Below are 25415 nucleotides of genomic sequence, written 5' to 3' on the forward strand. Positions count from 1 at the left end.
TGACGATAGATTAAGGGGTATGGATTCATGATTCAAGAAACATTAAAGCAACAGTCCAAATTGGGGATTTTGACTGCCATGTATGAGAAATTTCAATCGGCAGGTGATACAGGCAATGCCGATAAACTGAAACAGTTAATCATGAAAGTGGATAATGAGGAGTTCATCATTGCTTTTTGCGGGCATTTTTCAGCGGGGAAATCCAGTATGATCAATTTTTTTCTTGGTGATCAAGTACTGCCTTCAAGTCCGATTCCAACGAGTGCAAATACGGTAAAAGTCCAAAAAGGGGAAGACTATGCCAAGGTCTTTTACCATCATCAGCCACCCGTATTATTTCCTGCACCTTATGATTTTAAAGAGGTCAAGAAATTTGCAAAGGATGGAGACTCAGTATCGGCAATAACGATAAGCTCCAATGATTTTTCACTGCCGGATTCATGTGCGATCATGGATACGCCAGGAATTGATTCAACAGATGATGCACATAGAGTCTCTACGGAATCTGCCTTGCATCTGGCTGATGTTGTTTTCTATGTCATGGACTATAATCACGTCCAATCAGAGGTGAACTTCTTATTCACGAAAGAATTGTTAGAGGCTGAAAAACCGACATACTTAATTATCAATATGATTGATAAGCATGATGAGAAAGAGCTTAGCTTTCAAGACTTCAAGCTTTCCGTTACTGAAGCATTTGCGAACTGGAATGTATATCCTGATGGGATTTTTTATACTTCCGTAAGAGACTTGAACAATCGTGAAAATGAAATAGAAGTCGTCAAGCAATTCATATATGAAATGGCTGGCAAAGGTCTAAATGATGGCAAAGATGCCATCATGCAATCGGCTAATGCCCTTGTCGAAAGGCATCTTAATTGGCTGAAGGAGCAGTATGAAGAAGAACATGCAGATGATTTTGAAGTATTGTCGGAACTTCCTCATGAAGAACGAGTACACCTGACGAATCAAGTGGACAGCCTGTTGAAAGAAAAAAAATCATTAACGGGTCGCATAGAGGACATCAAGGTCCAATATGCTCATGCATTAGAAACGATTTTGAAAGGTGCGTACATCATGCCCGCGGCAACACGGGACCTAGGTAAATCTTTCTTGGAATCGGCTCAGCCCGACTTTAAAATGGGATTATTATTTGCCAAGAAAAAAACGGATGCCGAACGTGAGGCACGTATCAAGGCGTTTTTGAACGATTTACAAGAAAAGGTGAAAACCCAGCTTGAATGGCACCTTAAAGAATTAGCCGTTAAAATGCTTAATCAAGCGGAGATCCATGATTCACCGCTTGAAGGTAAGGCTCAGGCACTTCAGATCGAGGTAACGGAATCTTACATAAAAAATTCTTTGAGGCCACAAGTCGATATTACGGGGGAATACGTTTTAAACTATACGAATGATTTGGCATCAGCCATCAAAAAGAAAGCACGTGATGTATCTGAAGGATTTTTAAATGATTTGGTTGACGTTATGGAAGAAGTAGTGGAACAACAGTCCATATCCATCGATAAGGAGCTTGAAGGTTATTCTGAATTTGCGGAAGCCCTTAAAGTTACTGCTGCGATGAACGCGGAAATCGTTTACCAAACGGAGCGTTTAGAGGCCATTGCGAATCAAACTGAATCATTGGTCGATGATCGCGATATTGATATGCTTTTAACTCAATGGAATGAAGAGGAAAAAAATATTACGGTCAAAATCATGAAAACCGATAAAGGAAGTAGCTCAAGGTCAGTCAAGGAACAAATTGAAAGTGATCATTATAAAGAAAACAAGGAAGCTACACCTTCCGTGACTGTTTCTACATCTGATGCTGCTGATTTACGCGGAAAAGAAAAGCTGATGGAGACTGCAGCGAGTTTACAACAGGCGGCCAAGTTAATCCAACCTTTGAGAGGATTTCAATCACTTTATAAGGAATTGAAAGAGAAGGCAAATCGCTTGGAACAGCAGACGTTCACGGTTGCCCTCTTCGGTGCATTCAGTGCGGGCAAATCTTCCTTCGCCAATGCGTTGATGGGAGAAAGCGTCCTTCCTGTATCACCAAATCCGACAACTGCGGCAATCAACAAAATCATGTCTTCGGACGCAGAGCATCCACATGGAACGGCAACCGTCAAATTAAAGACCGAGGCGATGCTGTTGGAAGATGTAAGCCTTGCCTTGGCAGCTTTTGATAAATCGGCAAAGACTCTAGATGAAGCCCTCCAACTAGCAGGGCAAATCATTGCGAAGGCGGGGGAAGTCGATAAGGGGAAGACTCATTTATCCTTTCTAAGGGCGTTCCATCAAGGGCTGCCTGAGTACCAAAATGATTTAGGAAATGTGGTTACGGTAGATCTTGAAGGATTTAAACGTTTTGCTGCAGAAGAGTCCAAGTCATGTCTAGTTGATCTGATTGAATTACGTTATGACTGTGAAATGACTAAGCAGGGGATGGTCCTTGTAGACACCCCTGGGGCGGATTCGATAAATGCACGACATACAGGAGCAGCTTTCGAATATATTAAGAATTCGGATGCCATTCTTTTTGTGACCTATTATAATCACCCATTCTCACGGGCAGACAGGGAGTTCTTGATACAACTTGGACGTGTCAAAGATTCATTCGCTATGGATAAGATGTTTTTCATTGTCAATGCTGTCGATCTGGCACAAACCACTGACGAATTGGACGAAGTGATGGATTATGTCACAGATCAATTGAATGGTTTCGGAATCCGTTTTCCAAAACTGTTCCCGCTTACGAGTAAGGGAGCGTTGATGGAAAAACAAACGCCTGGTTCATTTAAGCATTCGTTCCTTCCTAATAGCGGAATCTCGGAATTCCAAGGCCAATTCGATTCTTTCATAGAAAACGATTTAACTGGACTAGCAATTGAATCGGCTCAAGCGGCTGTAAAAAGAACGGAAGAACTGCTAAGAGATGTAATTACAGCTTCAAGGCAGGATGAGAAAGCGAAACGAAATGCCCTGGAGGCCCTTTCACAAGAGGCACAGTCCATTTCTGAACTCCTCTCAGTCATTAAAGGGGATGCGGAAAGGCAACGTTTGAAAAAAGAAGTCGACGAATTGACCTTCTATAGTAAACAACGAGTCTTCTTCCGGTTTAATGATTTCTTTAAAGAATCGTTCAATCCGGCTGTTTTAAAAGATGATGGAGGCGATCTGAAAATTGTCCTCAAGCAATCGATGAAGAACTTATTGGAAGCGTTAGGCTTTGACCTTGCCCAGGAAATGCGGGCAACGGCATTAAGGACGGAAATGTTCGTAAATAAATTACTGAATGAGAAACAAAGCAGTTTGCTTCAGCAAATGCAAAAAGTAAGAAGAACCCTTTCATTGCAGCCATATGAACCTAATGAGAGGGAGTCCATTGAATTCACTGGAGCTTTTGCCCAATTGGATACGGGAGAATTCAAAAAGGAATTGGCGCTATTTAAAAATCCAAAATCTTTCTTTGAAAAAAATGAAAAAGCGAAAATGAGTGAAGGGCTTCAGAAGCGTTTGGATGAACCTGCCCTAATATATGTTAAAGAACAAGGTGAGCGGATTTTCGAAATGTATAATGAAGTCCTCGATCAAGAGTTACTCGCGATTCAAAAAGAGTTTAAGACGGAAATATCGGATATCTTTGCAGGCTTACGTGCAGCATTGGAGGAAACGGTCGATTTACCGTATTATGAAAATGCTGTAGCTGAATTGGTAAAAATGCATTCGAAATAGAAACGAGGTTCATTCATGAAAGAAAACCTTATTTCAAGATTGAGATACCTGGAAAAGAAAGAGGATATGACCATTTTGATGGCTGCTGTTACTGGCAGCCATTCTTTTGGTTTAGCATCCGGCCTATCTGATCATGATGTTCGATTTATATATGTTCATAATGATAAGCGATCATACCTCAGCTTAAGTCAGCCAGTTGAAGTCATTCAAATGAAAGAAGGCCCATTTGACATGGAAGGCTGGGATCTTTTTAAATCATCACATCTTACCTTAAAGAGTAATCCTGCTTTATTTGAATTATTTCAGTCGCAAATCAAGTTGATTATGCATCACGATTATTATAGGAAGATGAATGGTTTAATAGCGGATTGCTATTCCAAAAAGGCACTGGGGCATCATTATTATCGGATGATGCGCGACAATCTTCAACAATTGACAAAAACAAGGGAATCCAAAAGAAAAGAACTAAAAATATGGGTACAAGTATGCCGTTCATATTTAATCTTGGAATATATCATCCAACGGAGTTCGCTGCCACCTTTATCGGTATGGGAATTACTTGAATTGGTTTCCATTGATCAAGAATTGAAAACCGGGATGACCCGGATATTCAAGGCAAAACAAATGGAAGAATGTATAAGCAACAATGAAAGTGAAAAGAATCTTTCGCTTTTAGAAGGGAAATCACTTTCCTTAAAGAATGAAATAACTAGGCTACATCAAGGGAAGGGCATGGAAACGGAGCTTAATGAATTAATTTGGGCCATTTTGAAGTAGGGGGTTATACAAATGAGTTTTATAATCGAAAAAGAAGAGCTGTTGCCGTTGCTGAATTCCAATGATATAAGAATTTGTGACTGCCGCTTTCAGCTAGGCACTCCTGATGCAGGGTATAAGGCATACAAACAAGACCATATTTCCGGCGCCGTTTATTTCGATCTTGAAAAGGACTTATCGGGTCAGGTTAAAGAACATGGCGGAAGACATCCTCTTCCTGACCTTGAAACCTTTAAAGGTAAACTGGAATCAAATGGAATAACCAATGATACGGTACTTATTGCATATGATGGCGGTGAAGGTTCTTTTGCTTCCAGGTTTGTGTGGCTGCTGAGCTACCTTGGGCATCGGAAAGTTTTTGTTCTTAACGGGGGATATCGCGCCTGGAGTGATGCGGGCTATCCCATTGACTCGAATCAAACGAATGATGTGCCAGCAGAATATCATATCGATTTAAATGAGTCTGTTTTGGCTTCTTTTCAAACAGTAAAGGATTACACAATGAATAGGCCAGACGATGTCATTTTAATCGATTCGAGGGAATCTAAACGCTACGAGGGAATTGAGGAGCCAATTGATAAAAAAGCCGGCCATATACCTGGTGCCGTAAATAAGGTGTGGACGAACGTTCTGGAAAATGGCTATTTTAAAAAGAAGGAAGATCTTCAGTCGAATTTCACAGGCATCGGTAATGATAAGGAAATCATTGTGTACTGCGGTTCAGGTGTAACGGCATCGCCAAATTATATCGCCCTGAAAGAAGCGGGCTTTAATGATGTGAAGATTTATATTGGCAGCTTCAGTGACTGGATCTCCTACGATGATAATCCAATTGAATAATATTATTTCCAATTAAACGATCCTTAAAAAAGAGGCCGGTTATGTTAAAATGGAAGTACATCATGATAGAGGTGATAATGTGTTAATGAAAGAAAACGAGCAGCACCCTTCCTTTATGCTTGTCGATGGGATGGCGCTTTTATTTAGAGCTTTTTATGCAACGGCTGTTACTGGTCAATTCATGATTAACTCGAAAGGCATGCCAACCAATGCCGTTCAAGGTTTTTTGAAGCATATGCTGACGGCGGTGAATCACTTTTCACCCAGTCATGTAGCGGTGTGTTGGGATATGGGCAGCAAGACCTTCAGAAATGAATTATTTGATGGATACAAGGCTAATCGATCAGAAGCTCCAGTCGAAATGATACCTCAATTCGACCTGGCGAAAAAAGCGGTTGAAGCATTTGATATCCCTAACATAGGGCTCTCTGGATATGAGGCAGATGACTGTATCGGGACAATTGCCAAGGCATCTGCTCAAGGTAGCCGGGTGGGTATATTGACTGGCGATCAAGATATGCTTCAGTTAATAGATGAAAACATTTCCGTACTACTGTTAAAAAAAGGGTATGGTAACTATGAGGTGCATAATCCCGATAGCTTTTTTGAATGGAAAGGGATCACACCAAGACAAATGATCGATTTAAAAGCTTTAATGGGTGATACAGCTGATAACTATCCCGGAGTTAAAGGAATAGGGGAGAAGACAGCGTTGAAATTATTGATTCAGTATCAAAGTATCGAAGGGATTCTTGAAAATGTTGCTTCATTGACGAATGGGCAGAGGGCTAAAATTGAATCCGCCGTCGATATGCTTCATTTATCCAGAAAGCTAGCAGAAATAAAATGTGATGTACCAATTTCATGTTCTTTGGATGATGCGGTCTATCAGTATGATCGCGAGAAGGTCAAAAATCTGGCTAGAGATCATGAATTCAGGACATTATTGCGAATGATTTAATCAAACAAAACGGAGCTTCCCAATGGGAGCTCCTTTATTTTGTACGGTGATTTTTTTGTCGAAAAATGGATAGTCAAAATCTTTGATATACGGTAAGATGAAAATAAGGCATGAATTATGGAGTGGATGCAGAAGTGGCGAAATCAACTGAAGAGTATGTTCGTTTTTTAGAGGGTAAAGGATTCACTTTTGGTAATGACGCTATTGGTTTTATTTATTTTGGTAAGCGCTACACGGATGCAAGTGATATTTTAGTCAATGCTGCAATAGAATTGACATTGAAGGCACAAAAGAATTTTGATGGCAGCTTTTATATTTCCTTTTTGGAAAACTTAAAACAAAATGGCATTGAAACGCGTAGTGCAGCGGTATCGTTTGCAAAAGAACAGGGGCTGCTAAAATAAATCGGACTTCGTAACTGGAAGTCCGATTTATTTTATTGGCCTTTTCAAGTAAACTCCTGTGTCACCGGTTTCTTTTTCTTAACAGGCAGTACAGCGAAAATCATTCCCAAGAAAATGAATGCGCAGCCAGTGATGGAGGCGGTAGTCAATTTTTCCCCTATCAATATGTATGAGGATAACGCAGCAAAAACCGGTTCCATTGAAAAGATCAGCGCCACTCTAGTAGGGGTCGTATAGGCTTGGAAGAAGGTTTGGGCGAAAAAGGCGAATGCCGTGGCAAGGGCCGCAGTAACCAATAAAGCAGTCCATACATCCTTCTTTAACATGACCTCTGAGCTGAAGATGACGGAATGATTCTCGTTGAAAATGAAGGCTGAAACAAATGATAATAAAGATACGGTCGAAACCTGAATCAGCGTCAACGGTAAAGCGGGTAGGGTCTTTGCATATCTGGCGGTAGTAATGATCTGCATGGCAAAACTGATTGCGCATAAAAATACCAGTAAATCACCGATATTCAAATTGGAGCGGTCAGCGAAAGTCATTAAATAAAGCCCAATGGTTGCAGCGGCGACACCAATCATTGTATTCCGGGAAAGCCGATGTTTTAAAAGCAGCAAGGAAAAAACAGGTACCATGACGACACTTAATCCTGTTATGAAGCCTGTCTTCGCAGGGGTCGTATAATTCAATCCGATCGTTTGAAGCCCATATCCAAGAAAAAGCCAAACCCCAATATGAAACCCGGCTATAACGAGGTCCTTATTCCACGTTTTCGCCTTTTTGTGTAAAGTCGATATATAAGGAATGAGCAAGAAAACGAAGGCCATGAAAAAACGGACGGCATTAAACGTGAATGGGTCAAGAAATGATAGGGCATTTTGTACCATGACAAAAGTGACGCCCCAAATGAATACAACGAATAATAACGAAAAATCAGCTGTCTTGTTCATGAATTTCCTCAGCCTTATTCATGCGAATGGCCCGTCTTGCCAATTCATCCGCGGACTTGTTTTCAAGGTTTGGAATCCATTTCATGAAAAATAATTCAAGCTCGTCGGAAAGCTTTAACGCCCGTTCCAGCAATATCGCATACTTATTTTTTGCAAATCTTTTTTCAATGGCCTGGTTGATGGCTTGGGAGTCCGTACGGAAAGAAACGATTTGATACTTATTGGCTACACAAATTTCCAATGCTTTGATTAAAGCATGGTACTCAGCTTCATGGTTTTCCATATTTCCAAGCGGAAATGAATGCCTCTCGACCACACCGTTATTATTTATGAAAACACCTGCGCCGCTCGGCCCGGGATTGCCCGCACTGGCACCATCAATATACACTTCGATCAATATATGCTCCTCCTCGAGTTTAACTGTCAATATGCCTTTATAAAAAACGTTTCATAATAAGATTGAAACATGAGAATTTCAGGCTGATATGGGAACTATAATTAAAAAGAGTGGTTCAAATGCTTACAATATATTATAAAGGGTATGACGAAAAAAAGGTATGAAAATTGTAAGCTGTTCTGCATGAATGGTGAATGGATAAGGAGCTGGAAATCTTTGAAGGTAATTATGCAATGGACCTATCATGCTTCCAAAAAACCATCTGCTGATTTCGTTTCGGATTGGCTTGATGCCGGGACTGCACTGGTCATTACGGAAGATCTTGAAAAGGCAGGAAGGCTGAAAGAAGTGGAATTCAAGGATGAATTCGATACAACATGGACGAAGAAAGAGCTAAAGAAACTTCTGACGGAAGTTGAGGAAGAGCCGCAGGATGTGACGGTTTTTTTTGATGGCGGTTATCAAAAAGATGAAAAGGTGGCAGGACTCGGTGTAGCGATTTATTTTCGTCAAGGTAAGAAGTTCTGGCGGTTACGCACAAACGTGAAATTGGACCAATTCGAATCCAATAATGAAGCGGAATATGCGGCCTTTCATGAAGCCGTCAGACAAATGGAGGAACTTGGGATCCACCATCAAAGCTGTGTCTTTAAAGGGGATTCTCTCGTTGTCTTAAATCAACTTTCCGGTGAATGGCCCTGTATGGAAGAAAACTTAAATAAATGGCTGGACCGTATTGAAGCGAAACTGGATAAATTAAAGATCATTCCGGTCTGCAAGCCAATTTCTCGAAAGGAAAACCAGGAAGCTGATCGCCTTGCAACACTTGCACTGCAGGGAAAAGCCATTTTCAGCAAAATAGAGATTGCTGAGTCAAAGGAGCCATAACAACAATGAACAGGAAAAAAATATATGAAGAAGTGGAAGATGTACTCGCTTCATTTTGCCAGGATTGTTTTTTACGAAAGCATTTTCGAAAAGAGAAGGGGCGTACGTATGCCCATCAGTTTTGTATTTCAGAATGTACGGTTGGTGAAAAATTAAAACGCCTGGGCAATGAACTTAGTGACCGAGCTTAAGTACCAAAAAAAATTGTTTTTCGTTAAGATAAAATGTCATGAAGGATATGGTATTATAGGTAAAAAATAGAGAAAAGTGTGAGAGCAATGAAAAATAGAAGAGGGAAGCTGATTAATAAAGCGAATCCGCCTCTTACCATATCTGAAATTGATTTCATAATGGAAGAATTGAAAAAAGGTGAATCTACTTTAACTGAAGATCATGTACAATCTAAAGTAAAGATTCATGAGAGAATCAACAAAGCTTCTACTCAAATCAAAAACATCTTTCAAGATATACGTAAAGAAGGAAAAATACAGCTTGAAAAGGTTGAAGTGATTAAAGCTGAGGTAGCACCTGTCATTGCAGAAGCTGCAAAGAGTCCTGATGTTTATTACCTTTTCGAAGAGATGCAAGCAGAAAGCGAGTACACGTATAAGCATAATATCGGTGTCGGAATCATTGCCACTTATCTAGGGATGAAGCTTGGATTATCAAAAGAAAACCTTTCAGCACTGACACTGGCAGCCACACTGCATGACGTGGGTAAAACAAGGATTCCTGATAGAATATTGGAAAAGCCGGGTAAACTGACTGCGGCAGAATATGAAGAAATGAAACGCCATGCCATCTATGGTTATGAATTACTTAAAAATATCCCTGGAATCCCACCATCGATTGCCGTAACAGCCCTTCAGCACCATGAACGGGAAGATGGGAAAGGCTATCCACTTGGTCTGATGGAGAATGACATTCATCATCATTCGAAAATCGTCGCAATCGCCGATGTATTCCATGCGATGTCTTCAAATCGTGTATATCATCAGGCCATGCCGTTTTATAAGGTGATTGAGCAAATGAACAACGATATGTTCGGTAAATTCAATCCAGAAATACTGCTGGAGTTTGTAAACCGATTAATGTCCACTTTGGTTGGAAAAGAAGTCACGCTTACTAATGGACGAATGGGGACGATCATCATGATCAATCCATACGATCCCCTTAAAGTCCTTTTGAAAACCAGTTCAGGGATCATGGATTTGCGAATGGAAAAAGAATGGAAGATTGAACGAATCATCGGTTAATGAAAAAGAGCCCGATTATAAAAAATCGGGCTCTTCGTCATTCTGCTTTACTGAATCGAAATAAGTTTTGAGCATCACTTTATTTTCGCTGAAGTCTGCAATCGTATATTGATCAAGGACCTTTAAAAAAGCATCCAAGGCATTATTAAGGACAAATTTCAATGAACAAACGGGAGAAATCACACAGTTATCGTGATCTTTAAAACATTCCACTAAATAAAAATCTTCTTCGGTTTTCCGTACCAGTTCCCCTACATTTATTTCAGCGGGTGATTTTGCAAGCCGGAAACCGCCATTTCTTCCACGTATTGTCTCAATATATCCTAATTTACCCAGATTATGAACTATCTTCATCAAGTGATTTTTAGACAGTTGATAAACTTCAGATATCTCTTTAATATTTGACAATTTGCTTTGGTCGTGGGAAGCCAGGTAAATCAACACTCTAAGTGAGTAATCGGAATAACTCGTCAACCTCATGTTTATCGCCTCACATTCTATCCCCATTAGACTATATCATAAATGTGAACATTTTATAAACATGAAAACGTATTGTTTAAAAAGATGTATATAAAATATTGCTTTTCATGCATTTAAGTTCTAATATAAACATGTATTTAAAATACTTGTTTATGAAGAGGGGCTTACCTATGCTATCCCAGAAAACTATCGATGTTATTAAATCAACCGTTCCCGTATTAGAAGTGCATGGTGCAACTATCACAACTGTATTCTATAAAAATCTTTTCGAAGCACATCCTGAATTGTTAAATGTCTTTAATCACGCCAATCAAAAAAAGGGACGCCAGCAAACTGCACTTGCCAACACGGTTTTGGCAGCGGCTATACATATAGATCAGCTTGAAACGATCTTACCTGCTGTAAAGCAAATAGCACAAAAACACAGAAGCCTTGCAGTTAAGGCTGAACATTATCCTATTGTTGGAGAATATCTTTTAGGTGCAATCAAGGAAGTGTTACAAGATTCGGCTACAGAGGAGATCCTCCAAGCTTGGGGAGAAGCCTATGGAGTCATTGCCGGTGTTTTCATTAGCATCGAAAAGGAAATGTACGATCAAGCTTCCAATCAGGTCAGCGGATGGTCTGATTTCAAACGATTCACAGTGGTGGAAAAAGTACGGGAAAGTGACGTAATCACTTCCTTTTATTTAAAACCAGCAAATGGAGATAAAGTCCCATCATTTCTTCCTGGACAATATTTTACTGTTCGTATCGAGATACCGGGTGAACGCTATTTATTCAACCGTCAGTATAGTTTGTCTGATGTTCCGGGAAAAGATTACTTCCGGATTTCCGTTAAAAAGGAAAAGCCTGGAACATCTCCTGATGGAAGGGTCTCTAACTACTTGCATGAATCCATTCAGATGGGTGACAGTATAGACGTAACGGCTCCAGCAGGTGATTTCACCATTGATTTGGGAAAACGAACTCCGGCAGTATTCTTGAGCGGAGGCGTTGGCATAACGCCTTTCATGAGTATGGTTCATGCAGTAGCTGAACAAACACCTGAGCGTGATGTCCAATTCATTCACGCATCCGATAATGGCAATTTACAGCCGTTCAGAACGGACCTGACAGATTTAACCCACAAGCTTTCCAGTTATCATTTATCCTTTGTCTTTAAAAATCCGAGTGAGGATGATAAGAACCTGCCGAATTTTTCAAAGCAAGGGTATGTTGATAAGGAATTATTGAGCAGTATTGTTAAACCTGAAGCTGATTATTATGTGTGCGGCCCTGTGCCTTTCATGAGGGCCATCATCACTTACCTGAAAGAACTTGGGGTAGACACGGATAAAATTCACTATGAATTCTTCGGCCCAGCGATGGCGCTATAAGGTTCATTCATCGAAGGAATGTTATTGACATCAAGAAGATAATTTTGCATACTATATTAAAACAATGAACGTTGAGAGAAGATTAGTATGCGAGAATCACTGTGACAGAGAGCGGCGTCAATTGCTGGAAGACCCGCGACAGGAATGCGCAGAACCTGCTTCTTGAGTCCTATGCAAAACATAGGCGCAAACCCTGGCGTTATCAGGCAAAGTGGAATGCATGAACTTGCATTCAATGAAGGTGGTACCACGGAGAGCAGCCCTTTTCGTCCTTATTTCGAGGATGAAAAGGGCTTTTTTTCATGTCTTAGATATTTATTGGAGGAAGTAATCGATGGAAAAGAAACGCATCGTTGTAAAGATAGGAAGTAGTTCTTTGACCAACACACAAGGTGAAATCGACCAGAATAAATTTTCCGATCATATCCAGGCAGTGGCAGCTTTAAGGAAAGCGGGCCATGAAGTTGTCCTTGTTTCATCAGGTGCTGTAGCGACAGGTTTTCGCAAGCTTGGCTACCCGACGAGACCTGTCACTCTCAAAGGAAAACAAGCTGCGGCAGCTGTAGGTCAAAGCCTTTTGATTCAATCGTATATGGAACAATTAGGGCATTTTGGAATCGTTCCGGCGCAGATTTTATTAACAAGGAAAGATTTTTCGAAAAAAGATAGATATAAAAATGCATATGCCACATTGATGGAATTACTTGAACGCGGCATCCTCCCGATTATAAATGAAAATGATACAGTATCGGTCGAGGAGTTGACTTTTGGTGATAATGATATGCTATCCGCCTTAGTAAGCGGGCTGGTCCACGCGACAAACTTGATCATATTAACGGACATTAATGGGCTTTATGACTCCAATCCACAGTCAAATCCAGGGGCTAAACGATTTGAAAAGCTATCCGAAATAACGGATGATTTATTGCAAATGGCAGAAGGTGCAGGATCCAATGTCGGAACGGGTGGGATGAAATCGAAGCTGATTGCAGCGCAAACTGCATTGTCTCTAGGGGTGAAAGTATTCATCGGTTCTGGTTTGGGGAGTGATAAACTTCTAACAATCCTTGATGGCAATGGTGATGGCACGTATATTGGGAATGAAGTCTTGACGACGGTAACGAAAAACAAACAATGGATATCCCTTCATTCACAAGTATCCGGGAAAATTTTCGTTGATGAAGGTGCCGAAAGGGCCTTAGTTTCAAATGGCAGCAGTCTTCTGCCAGCTGGAGTTTATGAAATAAAAGGAGTCTTCAATAAGGGCGATGTTGTCGAAGTCTTTGGTGCAAATGGATTATTAGGGCGGGGTGAGGTCCTTTATTCCGACGAAGAATTAAAACAGGCGATGGGAAAGAGGACATCCGATCTTATAATCACTTCCATAGAAGTCATCCATCGCGATAAATGGGTGAAAGCATAAAAAATCAATTTCATGAAAGCAAAGGGGGAATTTGGAAATGAGTGAAGTGACGGCGAAAGGAAAGGCAGCCAAAAAAGCCAGTTATCAGCTAATCGGTTTGAGTACGGAAAAGAAGAATGAGGCACTTGGAAAAATTGCTAAACAACTTATTATTGATAAAGATTTTTTGATAAAGGAAAACCAAAAGGATCTGGAAGATGGCAGGAAAAAAGGCTTCAGTGAGTCTATATTAGATCGAATCATGCTGAATGTTAACCGTATTGAGGACATGGCAGCGGCCATTATGCTTTTAATCGATTTAAATGATCCAATTGGTGATCAATTGGAGACGATCGAAAAAGAGAATGGTTTATTGATTAAAAAGCAACGGGTGCCGATCGGGGTAATCGGGATGATTTATGAAGCAAGGCCTAACGTGACCATCGATGCAGCTACATTATCCTTGAAAACGGGGAATGCGGTCCTATTAAGAGGCAGCTCGTCAGCAAAATACTCCAATATTGCACTAGTCTCTTCCATTCATAAAGCATTAGAGAATACCGAAATCCCTGTAGAAGCTGTTCAGTTGATCGAGGATACGAGTCGTGAAACCGCTAAGGAACTTTTTCATCTTAATGAGTATTTAGATGTTTTGATTCCGCGCGGCGGAAAGAATTTAATTGAAACGGTCATTAAGGAGTCCACTGTTCCCGTCCTTGAAACAGGAGCAGGCAATTGCCATATCTTCATCGATCAGACCGCAGATTTCACGATGGTCGAGAAAATTGTTTTAAACGGTAAAACTCAGCGCCCATCCGTATGCAATGCTATTGAGGGGCTTCTAATCCATGAAGAATGGTTTAAAGAAAATGGAGTGCGTATTTTGGAACTCCTGGACGAAAAGGGTATTGAATTATATGGAGATGAAGCGGTTTGCAGCTCCTTTCCGAGAGCGAAAACGGCTACGGAGGAAGATTGGTCAACTGAGTACCTAGCTTTAAAAATCAGCGTAAAAACTGTAAAAAGTGTATACGAAGCCATTGATCACATAAACCGATACGGTTCCAAGCATTCTGAAGCAATCCTGACGGGGGATGAACAAAACGCTTCTGCATTTTTGAATAAAGTAGATGCAGCTGCAGTGTATCACAATGCTTCCACCCGTTTTACCGACGGCTTTGAATTCGGTTATGGCGCAGAAATCGGCATTTCCACACAAAAGCTTCATGCACGTGGACCAATGGGTTTACCTGCCTTAACATCAAGCAAGTACTTCATTTACGGCCAGGGGCAAATCCGGGAATGAAATTCATATCTTTCATGGAAGGTTATTAAAACTCAATTAAGGGTAATGTATAATACATTACTTTTAAAGGAGCAGATACCATGGACAAGAGGTTTATAGCAATATATGAAAATGCAAATGAAGCGACTTCAGCAGTCGAAAACTTAAAGGAACAAGGATATACATCCGATCAAATATCAGTAGTGGCAAAAAATATTGATAAATTACCCAGTGAAGCCGAAGAAGTCGGCCCGGCAAAGACTGATGGATTAGTCGCTGGGGCCGCAGCCGGCGGCGCTGTCGGATTAACAGGTCTGCTTATTGGAATGAGTGCATTGGCCGTACCAGGAATTGGACCGATATTGGCAGCAGGACCGATTTTCGCCACTTTTGGCGGAGCCGCAGCCGGTGCAGTATCGGGAGCAGGCGGATTGAGAAAGCCATTATTGGATCTTGGACTGGAGGAAGCCGAAGTCGAACAATATGTGGAGGATATTAAAGCAGGGAAAATCCTTGTCATAGCGGATCCTATTTAAGTTCGCCAGTAAAACCACCTTGAATGAGCGGATTTACGAAGTTTGATAACTGCTAATGCCCGCAAAGACTCAAAATAATATTTATTGAAAAACCCCGTTCAGGATTTCTTGAACGGGGTTAATATGTTTGTAGACTAATTTTATTGTCACGAACGATAAAATCAAAAGGAATTCCACATTGGTATGAAGAATTAAAGGAATATAGTCCTATTACCGAGAAAGGAAGGGGAATTATGGAATAAAAGTGGATGTCAATGCCACTTTAAGAAATTAAAGAAGATTTTTTCATGATGATTTTCACCTTAAGAATCATTATACTGATAATAATGTTAAAAGGCGTATTCTATTGAAGAAAAGCAAGTTTTAATGTGATGACCTGAATGACCATATTAAATACCCAATCGAAATCCTTATGATGAAAAAACCCATGATAAAGGGTTTTTTATTTTTCAAAGTCATTTTCTGAATTCTAATATCTAAATAAAATGCAGAATTACTATTTTTAAAGTCTCAATTGTACTCACGTCATTACCTTTCTTATTGCGGCTTTGAATGAGAACCTTTGCGGCATTCTTAGCTTACCATATGATATTCATTCATTGTATGACTAGGTCTAGAATAAATAACAGGTTGCTTTTAGCTTATATCCGATAAACCAAAATAATTTACGTTGGAGGTGGGTATTTTGATAAAAATAAAACTCGTCGTTCCTCGAAAAGGGTATATTACGGACGCTTTTGAAAGATTTGAGGAATTCAACAAGTTGGAAGCATCGGAAAACAATGATAACGGTTCGGTGAAGTTTGTGCTAGAGGAGGTAGTTGAGGATGCCGATAAGATTGGGAAGCTGAAGCTTGATGCTGATGTGATTATTTCAAGGGGATTAATCACGAAACTTTTAAAAGAAAGCAATGAATTCATTCCAATCGTTGATATACCAGTACAGGGTATTGATCTTATTCGTTCCCTGCATGATTGCAAGGCACGTTTTGGAAGTAAAAAAGTGGCCGTCATAGGTGCGTTAAATATGATTTATGGCGTGGAGAACCTTTCGGATATCGTTGATTTGCCAATTCAGTCCTATATATTAAATGATATCGAGTCCTCAGTCAGTTTAGTGGATTTGGCAGCCAGGGATGGCTGTGAGGTTGTGTTAAGTGGTTTAAGTACCTGTAAATATGCCGAAGAAATAGGGTTGGGAGCCATTTTGGTTGATACTGGAAAGGAATCATTTCGGCAGGCGTTGATTGAGGCAAAAAGAGTAGCTCTTGTCAGCAGAAGGGAACAGGAGAAGACCAAGCGTTACCAAACGATTCTTAATTATGCCTATGAAGGGGTTATTGCTATAGATTTGAAGGGGCTAATATCCGTATTTAATACGGCGGCTCAGGAAATATTATCGATTGCCAAGGGGAGTTTAATTGGAAATTCAATATACGATATAATAAAGCCCGGGAAATTTCGTAATATGCTTTTAAGCGACGATGAATACGAAAAAGATACGGTTGCTTACCAATCCATTCAATTATCAGTAAAAAAAGTTGGGATATTTTTAAAAGGCAAAAAAGTGGGGGATATGGTCGCCTTTCAGGATGTTACCCGCATACAGGAGATGGAAGGGAAGTTCTTTAGAAAACTTCATTCACGCGGACATGTGGCGAAGTACACATTTGATGATATATTGTATCGAAGCCACGAAATTAAGAGGACGATTGAAACGGCTCAACGTTATAGTGAAGTAGATTCAAACATTCTTATAATTGGAGAAACTGGAACGGGCAAGGAAATATTCGCCCAAAGCATACATAATCATAGCAATCGTAAAAATAACCCGTTTGTAGCCATTAATTGCGCAGCCCTTCCCGAAAATTTATTGGAAAGCGAGCTTTTCGGATATGCAGAAGGAGCTTTCACGGGAGCCATGAAAGGCGGAAAGCAAGGGTTTTTTGAACTGGCCCATAGAGGTACGATTTTTTTAGATGAAATAGGGGAAATCTCCCCAAAAATGCAAAGCCGGCTGCTACGTGTCCTTCAAGAGCGGGAAATCATGCGCATCGGTGATGATAAAGTAATTCCGGTTGATGTAAGAATTGTATCGGCAACGAACAAGGATCTCATGCAAATGGTGAAAAGTAATGACTTTCGGGAGGATCTGTATTATCGCTTGAGTGTGCTGGACCTTGTATTGCCTCCGCTTCGGGAACGCAGAGAAGATATTCCTTTATTGGTGAATGCTTTTATTCGGAAAAGTCATTCGGATCAAGAACAAATCAAGATTACGGATAGTGCCATGAAAAAGCTGAGTGAAGGGAATTGGGAAGGGAATATTCGCCAATTGCAAAATTTTTGTGAGCGATTATGTGCTCTGTATAAGAACAAATTAATTGATGTGTACGATATCGAAATGTATTTTCCAAATAGAAGTAAAAAGAAAGTTCCGCTGTCGCAACAAGACCGAGAGAGCGATATGTCACCTGGAATACATGTATCCGAGCGTGAAAGAATTGTTCAAACGTTAATGAAGGTGAATTTTAATAAAGGAAAAGCTGCCTTTGAGTTAGGCATGAGTCGCACGACATTATGGAGAAAGATGAAAAACTTTAATATTGAAACAAATTGAAACAAATTGAAACAAATTAATTCAGCATGAAACAATTTGTTTACTTTATTTATGTCTTAATTTGAGAACTAATTGGCTTCTTTCTTGAAAAAAGGGATGTTTTTTATGTTGGCACAATAATTGTATATAAACAATGGAGTAGGAAAGATTTTTCCTTCAAGGTTAACATGAAAGGTTGGTGGAAATGTGAGTCATTTAGTGTATATTCCTCAAGATATTGAGAAGGAGGGGAAAAGTTATTTAATAGAAAAAGGCTTTAATATTAAAGTAGGGTCTGATTTGTCGCAAGAAATTCTTATGGAAGAAATCAAGGGGTGTGATGCAGTACTGACGAGATCAACGGCTGTTATAAGTAGAGAAGTTATTACAGCAGCTGAAAACCTAAAAGTAATAGCTAAGTATGGAGTGGGCTTGGACAATATCGATATAGAAGCAGCTACTGAGCGTGGCATTTATGTAACAAATACCCCAGAGGCGAATGCGAATTCTGTAGCTGAACATGTAATGGCATTAATTTTATCATTGTCCAAAAACTTGAGCTTGGCTGATAAAGAGCTGCGCAGCGGGAATTTTGCTATCCGTAATCAACTTTTTGGCATGGACTTGGAAGGCAAGGTTTTGGGGATTATTGGACTAGGGAGAATCGGTAGAATACTGGCAAAAAAGGCTTCCGAAGGCTTCGATATGAAAGTGATTGGCTACGACCCCTATGTTACAGCCAGCCAGAATTCTGTGCTGGAGCTAGCATCAGATTTAGAATGGGTATTCAGAAACTCTGATGTTATTAGTCTACATCTGCCGTTAACGAAAACAACAAAAGGAATAATTGGAAGCCGTGAGTTTTCCTGGATGAAACCCTCCTCCTTTTTTGTAAACGCTTCCAGAGGCGGCGTGGTTAAGGAAAGTGATTTAGTAAACGCTTTGCAAGCGGGCGAGATTGCCGGCGCTGGAATAGACGTATTTGAAGTTGAACCTCCTGATAAAAGGAATCCCCTTTTTAAAATGGATAATGTGATTGTCAGTCCTCATAATGCGGCATTGACGAAGGAAGGTTCGATACGCATGGCTGTACATGCAGCTATGCAAGTGGAACAAGTTCTTACTGGCGTGAAACCGAACTGGGCTGTAAACGAGCCCTTAACTAAAGGGGTGTCAATGTAATAATACAGTGATAATTATCTATTTTTTCTGATAAATAAGGTTTGAAAGATTCGAGTTTGGCATTTGTTGATAAGGATGGTGAACAAATGAAGAAAATAATCTATGTGATAAGTGCAATACCGGCACTTGGCTCGCTTGTGGTTATCAATCGAATTGAACCTTATGTGTTAGGGATGCCATTTGTTCTTTTTTGGGCCATATTATGGGTTTGTCTTACATCAGTGTTTTTGATAATTGCCAATAAACTTGATCCTGCAACCGAGGAGGAAGAAGACTGATGAATGAAGCCCTGCTTGTTATCCTTTTCTTTCTGGTTCTGTGTATTTGGTTAGGGCTTCAAGCTCGAAAAGGTAAAAATATGAGTTTGGAACAATGGGCTATAGGCGGAAGAGGCTTCGGCAGCTTTTTGATCTTCTTCTTGATAGCAGGTGAAATGTTTACGACATATACGTTTTTGGGGGCGAGCGGCGGAGCGTATAGATCTGGCATGCCTCCTGCCTTATACGCATTCAATTGCTTCTATTTTGTAATCGCATATTGGCTGTTGCCGCCTATTTGGAGGTATGCAAAAAAAAATAATGTCATTTCTCAATCTGATTTTTATGACAAAAAGTACAACAGTCCGGCTTTAGGAGTTCTTGTAGCGGTAATTAGCGTCATTTCAATTATTCCATATCTGATCATGCAGTTGAAAGGGTTAGGTATTATCGTATCGGAAACCTCCTATGGGTCCATCTCTCCAAATGTGGCTATAGTTGTTGGGGTAATTGCGATCACAATTTATGTAACTGCTTCTGGAATGCATGGCGTTGCGTGGACCGCGGTCATTAAAGATATCATGATATTGGCTGTTGTCGTCTTTATGGGTATTTATTTTCCACTTCATTATTACGGTGGTCTACAGCCGATGTTTGAAGAAATCAATACAGTAAAACAAGGTTTATTGATATTCCCGGAACAAGGTTTGAGTATCTCTTGGTTTATTTCAGCTACGATCATGACAGCACTGGCATTCTATATGTTTCCTCATATGTTAGCGGGAGTGTTCTCTGCAAAAAGTCCAAAATCACTCCGTTGGAATGCTGGGATTATGCCAATTTATCAAGTAATCATCATTTTTTCGTTATTTATTGGTTTTTCTGCGATTCTCCAAGTTCCGAATTTACAGGGAGCAGAAGCAGACTTAGCTTTATTTAAAATGGCGAAGATGTCATTTGATCCCTGGTTTGTCGGAGTTATTGGAGCATCAGGAGCGATGGCCGCCCTTATACCCAGTTCACTCGTGTTGACGGCTACGGCCACAATCCTTTCAAAAAATGTATATAAGGTATGGAAGCCGAACACTTCAGATGAAAAGCTTCAAAGATTGAGCAGAATGTTAGTGCCTGTCATTTCTATAGTAACTCTATATTTTACGTTCAATGGCGGGGAATCGATTTTCACGTTATATCTTATGGCATATAGCTTCATGGCACAGTTGTTTCCAGCACTATTTTTTAGTCTGTGGAAAAAAAATCCTGTTACCGTTCAAGGAGCTTTTGCCGGAATGATCGTTGGAATCCTACTTGTCATATACTCGACCACATCAGGTACGACGCTTGCCACTTTATTTCCATCTCTACCGCAAGGAATACAAGATCTTGATGTAGGGTTAGCTGTATTATTCATCAACATTGCAGTAACTTTGGGAGTGAGTGCCGTTACTAGAAAAACTTCAATTCGGATGGAAGAGGAAAAACAAGTTTCCGGAATGGAAAAACTTATTAAATGATAGTGGGAAAGAGTTCAATATTAATATAATCATAAATTACGAGAACAAAAACACGTACTTGAAAGCGGGAGGCTTGATTATGAAAGTCAGTGGAGGAAGAGCAGTCGTAGAAGTAATGGCTATAGAAGGGGTAAAGAAAGCTTTTTGTGTACCAGGTGAAAGTTATCTTAGTGTGATGGATGCACTCTATCAACATCCTGAAATAGAACTTATTTCCGCCAGGCATGAAGGAGGTGCCTCTTTTATGGCGGAAGGGTATGCCAAGGCTTCAGGGGAGGTAGGAGTTTGTATGGCAACGCGTGGAGTGGGGGCTACAAACTTAGCTATCGGCATTCATACTGCTGCTCAAGATTCAACCCCTTTGGTTGCGCTTATTGGCCAAGTCGAACGCCCTTTTAAAGAGAAGGAAGCATTTCAGGAAGTGAATTTGACGGGTTTTTTCAGTCATTTATGTAAATGGACGGTAGAGATCGATCGTGTGGAAAGAATTCCGGAATTATTGCAACGGGCTTTCCATATTGCGCGATCGGGTCGTCCGGGCCCTGTTTTAGTGGCTTTGCCGCATGACATGTTAGAGGATGTGGCCGAGTTGAACTTGAATCCTTCTTATCGCCCGCTTCCTCCTCAACCACATATGGAAGATGTGAAGCAGGCGATGGATATGATACGAAACGCAAAGCGCCCCGTTTTGATTGCAGGCGGAGGTGTGAATCATGCTAAGGCCAACAGGTTGCTTGTACAATTTGTGGAGACAATGAAACTTCCGGCCGTTACAGCTTTCCGTCGATTTGATGCGTTTCCGAACTCACATCCTTGCTATGCAGGATGGCTTGGGTTTGGGACACCTCAATATTTACTTGATGCAATCCGTGATGCAGATGTAGTTTTGGCATTAGGGACGCGATTCTCTCAAGTAGGAACTCAAGATTACACCTTGCTTTCTAAAAATACAAAATTGATCCATGTTGATATTTGTCCAGAAATTTTTGGTAAAGTGTATGCTCCTTCCCTTGCCATTGAAGCAGATGCCAAGAGCTTCTTGGAACAAGCATTGCTAACATCAGAATCAGAGTCTTTTATTTCAAGCGAGGATCATTTGAAGGAATTGCACGATGAATATATGGAATTTTCTGAACCGAAGACCGACTATACAGAAGATTTCGTGGATATGGATGGATTGATGCATGATCTAGCCGTCAGTCTGTCGAAGGATACCATCATTACAAATGATGCAGGAAACTTTTTTGGATGGCTATCCAGATATTATCGTTTTGAACAAGAAAACACATACGTGGGGCCAACGTCGGGTGCGATGGGTTATGGACTGCCTGCTGCTATTGGGGCAAAGTTGGCGCAGCCTCACAAACAAGTTGTTTCTATTTCAGGAGATGGCGGTTTCATGATGACTCTCCAAGAGATTGAAACCGCTGTAAGGTATAAAATTCCGACTATATCAATTGTTGTGAACAACAATATTTACGGAACAATTCGTGTACATCAAGAAAGGCATTTTCCAAATCGGGTCGTTGGAACTGACTTGTCTAATCCTGATTTTGCCGAATTGGCTCGCTTATTTGGAGCACATGGTGAAAAAGTTGAAAAAAATAGTGATTTTGCGCCAGCACTGCAAAGGGCGATTGCTTCAGGGCTGCCTGCTGTAATTGAAGTTGCAGTAAATCCAAAGATTCTATCTGTAGGCCAAGACAAGAAGGAAGTCCACGATAAGCTAGTGTCGAACAATTAAATATTGGAAGTTAGCAGGAACCAATGAAAAGAAAGTATTTAAGGGAGGTTTTATAGTTGTTAAAACCATATTTAGTTGTGGAATGGAATGATACGGAAACAAATGCTAAAGGCTGGCTGGTCGTCCATAACTTTGTCAAAGGATACACAGGCGGCGGTACTAGAATGCACCCAACGGTTACAAGAGAAGAAGTCGAGAGGTTGGCCGAGGCTATGGCTTATAAGTATGTAGCCTGTGAGTCTGAGACGACTGGCGGTTGTAAAGCGGGCATTGCCTATGATTATAAAGCGCCAGACGCATATGCAGTGTTAAGGAGATTTCTGATTGCGATGATGCCTTATATAGATATAGGGGTATCGTTAGGCAGTGATTTAGGTACCAAATATGAAGATGTGCTCAAAATATTTAATGAATTTGGCATTGATATCCCCCTAACGAAATCAATGAAGCAGGATCCGAATGTTCTGCAAGGGATAAAAGACTTCGATGAACTGTTGACGACAAAAATCGACGGTTTGTTTTTAAACGATGTCGTAACAGGCTATGGCGTAGCTTTTTCCGCAGATGAGGCATGGAAATTTAAAAGCGGAAAAGGTGGAGCGAGAGTCGTCATTCAAGGATTCGGCTGTGTAGGGGCAAGCTGCGCATTGAAAATGTCCCAGTTAGGTTATAAAGTTGTGGGAATTTCCGATGCAGCCCTTTTGGTTACGTGTGAAGAAGGATTAGATGTCCAAAAGCTTATTGATCATAAGAATATGTACGGGGAAATGGATAAAGCCTTTTTTGAACCGCATTATGATGTAAGGCCAAACATGGAATGGCTCGATATAGATTGCGACATTTTAATTCCGTCCGCATTGGAGGATGTCATCCACAAATCCAATGCCAAAAGCGTAAAAGCGAGCTTGATCGTTGAGGCGGCAAACATTCCCCTTTCTTCAGAGGGAGACGAAATCATAAAACAGAGAGGAATAGATGTTGTCAATGATTTCGTTGCCAACCTTGGGGCGATAAGATTTTATGATGTGGTTATTTTCGGATTAGTTAAACCAAATCCACAAGCAGTCGTTGAGGATATAGAAAAACTATGCAGGAAAAATACGTATCATTTGTTTACACAAGCTAAAAAACAAAAAAAATATCAAAGAGAAGTAGCTTATGAAATATTTAAACCGACAATCAGCGGCCTTCCAGAATATTCAGTGCCTTCCGAAGCGTTATCGTGAAACTCTCGTTAACTTGTGTTAATCATAAAAGTGTTCAGGCAGTTTATCGATAAGAAACGGGGGGGAATTCATGCAAACGGAACATGAAAATCAGCCAAAAGAATTACAGCGTTCAATGAAGAGTAGACATTTATTCATGCTTTCCTTAGGTGGGGTAATTGGAACAGGTCTTTTCCTGGGCTCAGGATATGCAATCGGTGAAGCTGGACCCTTAGGAGCGATTGTTGCCTATTTGATCGGTGGTTTATTAATGTACTTGGCGATGATTTGTCTCGGTGAATTATCGGTAGTGATGCCGGTATCCGGATCCTTTCAGGTCCATGCAACGAAATTTATCGGTCCCGCCACTGGATTTGTCATTGGCTGGATTTACTGGCTGAGCTGGGCTCTTTACGTAGGCCTGGAATTTGTAGCGGCCGGTTTGCTCATGACCAGATGGTTCCCTGATACACCAGTATGGATATGGTGTGTGATATTTACGGTACTCTTATTCACGATAAATGCATTAACAACGAGAAGTTTCGCTGAGACAGAGTATTGGTTCTCCGGGATTAAAGTACTTGCCGTCATTCTATTCATAATTATCGGTGCTGCAGCGATGTTTGGATTGATTCATATGGAGGATGCACAACCTGCCCCGTTCTTTTCCAATTTTATAGGAGATGGACTATTCCCTACAGGATTCACGGGTGTGTTCATATCGATGATGACAGTCGTATATGCTTTCCAGGGATCGGAAATCATGGGTGTTGCAGCAGGAGAGACGGAAAACCCGCAAAAAAGCATTCCGAGAGCAATTCGAAATATCGTAATACGTGTACTGCTTTTCTATGTACTAGCAATCTTTGTTCTATCGGCCATCGTTCCTTGGAAAGAAGTTGGGGTACTGGAAAGCCCATTTGTTACCGTGTTTGAAATGGTAGGCATTCCTTATGCTGCTGACATTATGAATTTCGTAATTTTGACGGCGGTCCTCTCTGTAGGGAACACGGGTCTGTTTGCTTGTACAAGGATCCTTTTCTCCCTTTCTCAAAACGGTATGGCGCATTCTGCATTTGGAAAGCTCAACCGGCGCGGTGTACCTTTTAACGCCTTACTCGTCACCATGGTCTTTGCCTTGCTTTCTTTACTTACTAGTGTAGTAGCGGAAGAAACGTTATTCGTTGTGCTGCTTTCCATAAGCGGGGTTGGAGGGGTGCTTACTTGGATGGCGATTGCGTTCGCACAGTACAGATTCCGTAAGCAGTATATCAGAGCAGGCGGAAAGGTTGAAAATCTGAAGTTTAGAGTACCTTTTTTCCCGTTTGCCCCGATTCTCTGCATCATTATGTGTCTTGGTATTTTCGTGTTCACCGCTTATGATCCGACCCAGCGAACTTCGTTGTATTGGGGATTTGGTTTCGTCGTTGCTTGCTATATATTTTACTATTTTAGATATGCGAGAAGGAAAGTGGAGGTGCCAGCCTTAACAAATGAACAGCCCACTGATTTTATTCAATAGTGATTATTCTTAATATAAATGTTCGGGTATCCAGGAATCGTTGAAGTATCCATTTAGAAGTTTCCGGTTATGAGCAGACCTATTATTTAAAAG

22 protein-coding genes and 1 other annotated feature are annotated in these 25415 nt (G+C 40.7%); of the genes, 19 read left to right on the plus strand and 3 right to left on the minus strand.

Features of this window, described 5'->3' with window-relative positions:
- Nucleotides 1-27 precede the first annotated feature (27 nt).
- The 5 genes from ACFVS1_RS06165 (at nucleotide 28) to ACFVS1_RS06185 (ending at nucleotide 6723) form a co-directional block, all read left to right on the plus strand.
- Entirely contained in the window at nucleotides 28-3741 is a 3714-nt protein-coding gene (locus ACFVS1_RS06165; protein WP_387545707.1) for a dynamin family protein, read from the plus strand.
- 15 nt (nucleotides 3742-3756) lie between these two features.
- Entirely contained in the window at nucleotides 3757-4518 is a 762-nt protein-coding gene (locus ACFVS1_RS06170) for a DNA polymerase beta superfamily protein (protein ID WP_387545709.1), read from the plus strand.
- Between the two features lie 12 nt (nucleotides 4519-4530).
- Nucleotides 4531-5358 (plus strand): sulfurtransferase, encoded by an 828-nt coding sequence (locus ACFVS1_RS06175; RefSeq protein ID WP_352920452.1) that lies wholly within the window; start codon nucleotides 4531-4533, stop codon nucleotides 5356-5358.
- Between the two features lie 85 nt (nucleotides 5359-5443).
- Nucleotides 5444-6319, plus strand: coding sequence for a 5'-3' exonuclease (locus ACFVS1_RS06180; protein WP_387549210.1), 876 nt, complete (start codon nucleotides 5444-5446; stop codon nucleotides 6317-6319).
- Nucleotides 6320-6441: 122 nt separating this feature from the next.
- Nucleotides 6442-6723 (plus strand): DUF6123 family protein, encoded by a 282-nt coding sequence (locus ACFVS1_RS06185; RefSeq protein ID WP_387545712.1) that lies wholly within the window; start codon nucleotides 6442-6444, stop codon nucleotides 6721-6723.
- A 44-nt stretch (nucleotides 6724-6767) separates the two neighbouring features.
- Here ACFVS1_RS06185 and ACFVS1_RS06190 read toward each other — a convergent pair whose 3' ends face one another.
- The gene (locus tag ACFVS1_RS06190) at nucleotides 6768-7676 is read right to left on the minus strand and encodes a DMT family transporter (protein WP_387545714.1); all 909 of its coding nucleotides are present in this window, start codon (nucleotides 7674-7676) and stop codon (nucleotides 6768-6770) included.
- The gene (locus ACFVS1_RS06195; RefSeq protein ID WP_230176921.1) at nucleotides 7660-8073 is read right to left on the minus strand and encodes a reverse transcriptase-like protein; all 414 of its coding nucleotides are present in this window, start codon (nucleotides 8071-8073) and stop codon (nucleotides 7660-7662) included. The genes ACFVS1_RS06190 and ACFVS1_RS06195 overlap by 17 nt, the downstream gene beginning before the upstream one ends.
- A 216-nt stretch (nucleotides 8074-8289) precedes the next feature.
- Here ACFVS1_RS06195 and ACFVS1_RS06200 point away from each other — a divergent pair, with 216 nt between their 5' ends.
- The 3 genes from ACFVS1_RS06200 to ACFVS1_RS06210 all read left to right on the plus strand — a co-directional run bounded on the left by ACFVS1_RS06200 (nucleotide 8290) and on the right by ACFVS1_RS06210 (nucleotide 10217).
- Nucleotides 8290-8961 carry a reverse transcriptase-like protein gene (locus ACFVS1_RS06200; protein ID WP_241590225.1) on the plus strand — a complete coding sequence of 224 codons (672 nt, stop codon included), beginning with the start codon at nucleotides 8290-8292 and terminating at the stop codon, nucleotides 8959-8961.
- 5 nt (nucleotides 8962-8966) lie between these two features.
- A complete protein-coding gene (locus ACFVS1_RS06205) occupies nucleotides 8967-9152 on the plus strand; it encodes a zinc-finger domain-containing protein (RefSeq protein ID WP_352920462.1) in 186 nt (61 codons plus the stop codon).
- 87 nt (nucleotides 9153-9239) lie between these two features.
- Nucleotides 9240-10217, plus strand: a complete 978-nt coding sequence (locus ACFVS1_RS06210) for an HD-GYP domain-containing protein (RefSeq protein ID WP_387545717.1) — start codon at nucleotides 9240-9242, stop codon at nucleotides 10215-10217.
- A 15-nt stretch (nucleotides 10218-10232) separates the two neighbouring features.
- Here ACFVS1_RS06210 and ACFVS1_RS06215 read toward each other — a convergent pair whose 3' ends face one another.
- Entirely contained in the window at nucleotides 10233-10697 is a 465-nt protein-coding gene (locus ACFVS1_RS06215; RefSeq protein ID WP_241590228.1) for an RrF2 family transcriptional regulator, read from the minus strand.
- Nucleotides 10698-10867: 170 nt separating this feature from the next.
- Between ACFVS1_RS06215 and hmpA the strand changes: the two genes are divergently transcribed.
- The 11 genes from hmpA (at nucleotide 10868) to ACFVS1_RS06270 (ending at nucleotide 25322) form a co-directional block, all read left to right on the plus strand.
- Nucleotides 10868-12076 carry an NO-inducible flavohemoprotein gene (gene hmpA, locus ACFVS1_RS06220; RefSeq protein ID WP_387545719.1) on the plus strand — a complete coding sequence of 403 codons (1209 nt, stop codon included), beginning with the start codon at nucleotides 10868-10870 and terminating at the stop codon, nucleotides 12074-12076.
- Nucleotides 12077-12138: 62 nt separating this feature from the next.
- Nucleotides 12139-12353, plus strand: a binding site (T-box leader).
- A gap of 57 nt (nucleotides 12354-12410) precedes the next feature.
- Nucleotides 12411-13499: a glutamate 5-kinase gene (gene proB, locus ACFVS1_RS06225; protein WP_387545722.1), complete on the plus strand. Its 1089-nt coding sequence runs from the start codon at nucleotides 12411-12413 to the stop codon at nucleotides 13497-13499.
- A gap of 37 nt (nucleotides 13500-13536) precedes the next feature.
- The gene (locus tag ACFVS1_RS06230) at nucleotides 13537-14784 is read left to right on the plus strand and encodes a glutamate-5-semialdehyde dehydrogenase (protein WP_387545725.1); all 1248 of its coding nucleotides are present in this window, start codon (nucleotides 13537-13539) and stop codon (nucleotides 14782-14784) included.
- An 80-nt stretch (nucleotides 14785-14864) separates the two neighbouring features.
- Entirely contained in the window at nucleotides 14865-15299 is a 435-nt protein-coding gene (locus ACFVS1_RS06235) for a general stress protein (protein WP_387545728.1), read from the plus strand.
- A 685-nt stretch (nucleotides 15300-15984) separates the two neighbouring features.
- Entirely contained in the window at nucleotides 15985-17919 is a 1935-nt protein-coding gene (locus ACFVS1_RS06240; RefSeq protein ID WP_387545730.1) for a sigma 54-interacting transcriptional regulator, read from the plus strand.
- 186 nt (nucleotides 17920-18105) lie between these two features.
- The gene (locus ACFVS1_RS06245) at nucleotides 18106-19080 is read left to right on the plus strand and encodes a hydroxyacid dehydrogenase (protein WP_352920483.1); all 975 of its coding nucleotides are present in this window, start codon (nucleotides 18106-18108) and stop codon (nucleotides 19078-19080) included.
- An 86-nt stretch (nucleotides 19081-19166) separates the two neighbouring features.
- Nucleotides 19167-19358, plus strand: a complete 192-nt coding sequence (locus ACFVS1_RS06250) for a DUF3311 domain-containing protein (protein ID WP_034307824.1) — start codon at nucleotides 19167-19169, stop codon at nucleotides 19356-19358.
- Complete coding sequence (locus tag ACFVS1_RS06255) at nucleotides 19358-20851, plus strand: sodium:solute symporter family protein (RefSeq protein ID WP_387545735.1); 1494 nt, start codon at nucleotides 19358-19360, stop codon at nucleotides 20849-20851. Before ACFVS1_RS06250 ends, ACFVS1_RS06255 begins: the two co-directional genes overlap by 1 nt.
- 79 nt (nucleotides 20852-20930) lie before the next feature.
- The gene (locus ACFVS1_RS06260) at nucleotides 20931-22595 is read left to right on the plus strand and encodes a thiamine pyrophosphate-dependent enzyme (RefSeq protein WP_387545737.1); all 1665 of its coding nucleotides are present in this window, start codon (nucleotides 20931-20933) and stop codon (nucleotides 22593-22595) included.
- Nucleotides 22596-22651: 56 nt separating this feature from the next.
- Nucleotides 22652-23821 (plus strand): Glu/Leu/Phe/Val family dehydrogenase, encoded by a 1170-nt coding sequence (locus ACFVS1_RS06265; RefSeq protein WP_352920492.1) that lies wholly within the window; start codon nucleotides 22652-22654, stop codon nucleotides 23819-23821.
- Between the two features lie 70 nt (nucleotides 23822-23891).
- The gene (locus ACFVS1_RS06270) at nucleotides 23892-25322 is read left to right on the plus strand and encodes an amino acid permease (protein WP_387545740.1); all 1431 of its coding nucleotides are present in this window, start codon (nucleotides 23892-23894) and stop codon (nucleotides 25320-25322) included.
- The last annotated feature ends 93 nt before the right edge of the window (nucleotides 25323-25415 follow it).

Origin of the sequence: Peribacillus sp. NPDC058075 (assembly GCF_042885195.1) — a bacterium.
Taxonomy (GTDB): domain Bacteria; phylum Bacillota; class Bacilli; order Bacillales; family DSM-1321; genus Peribacillus.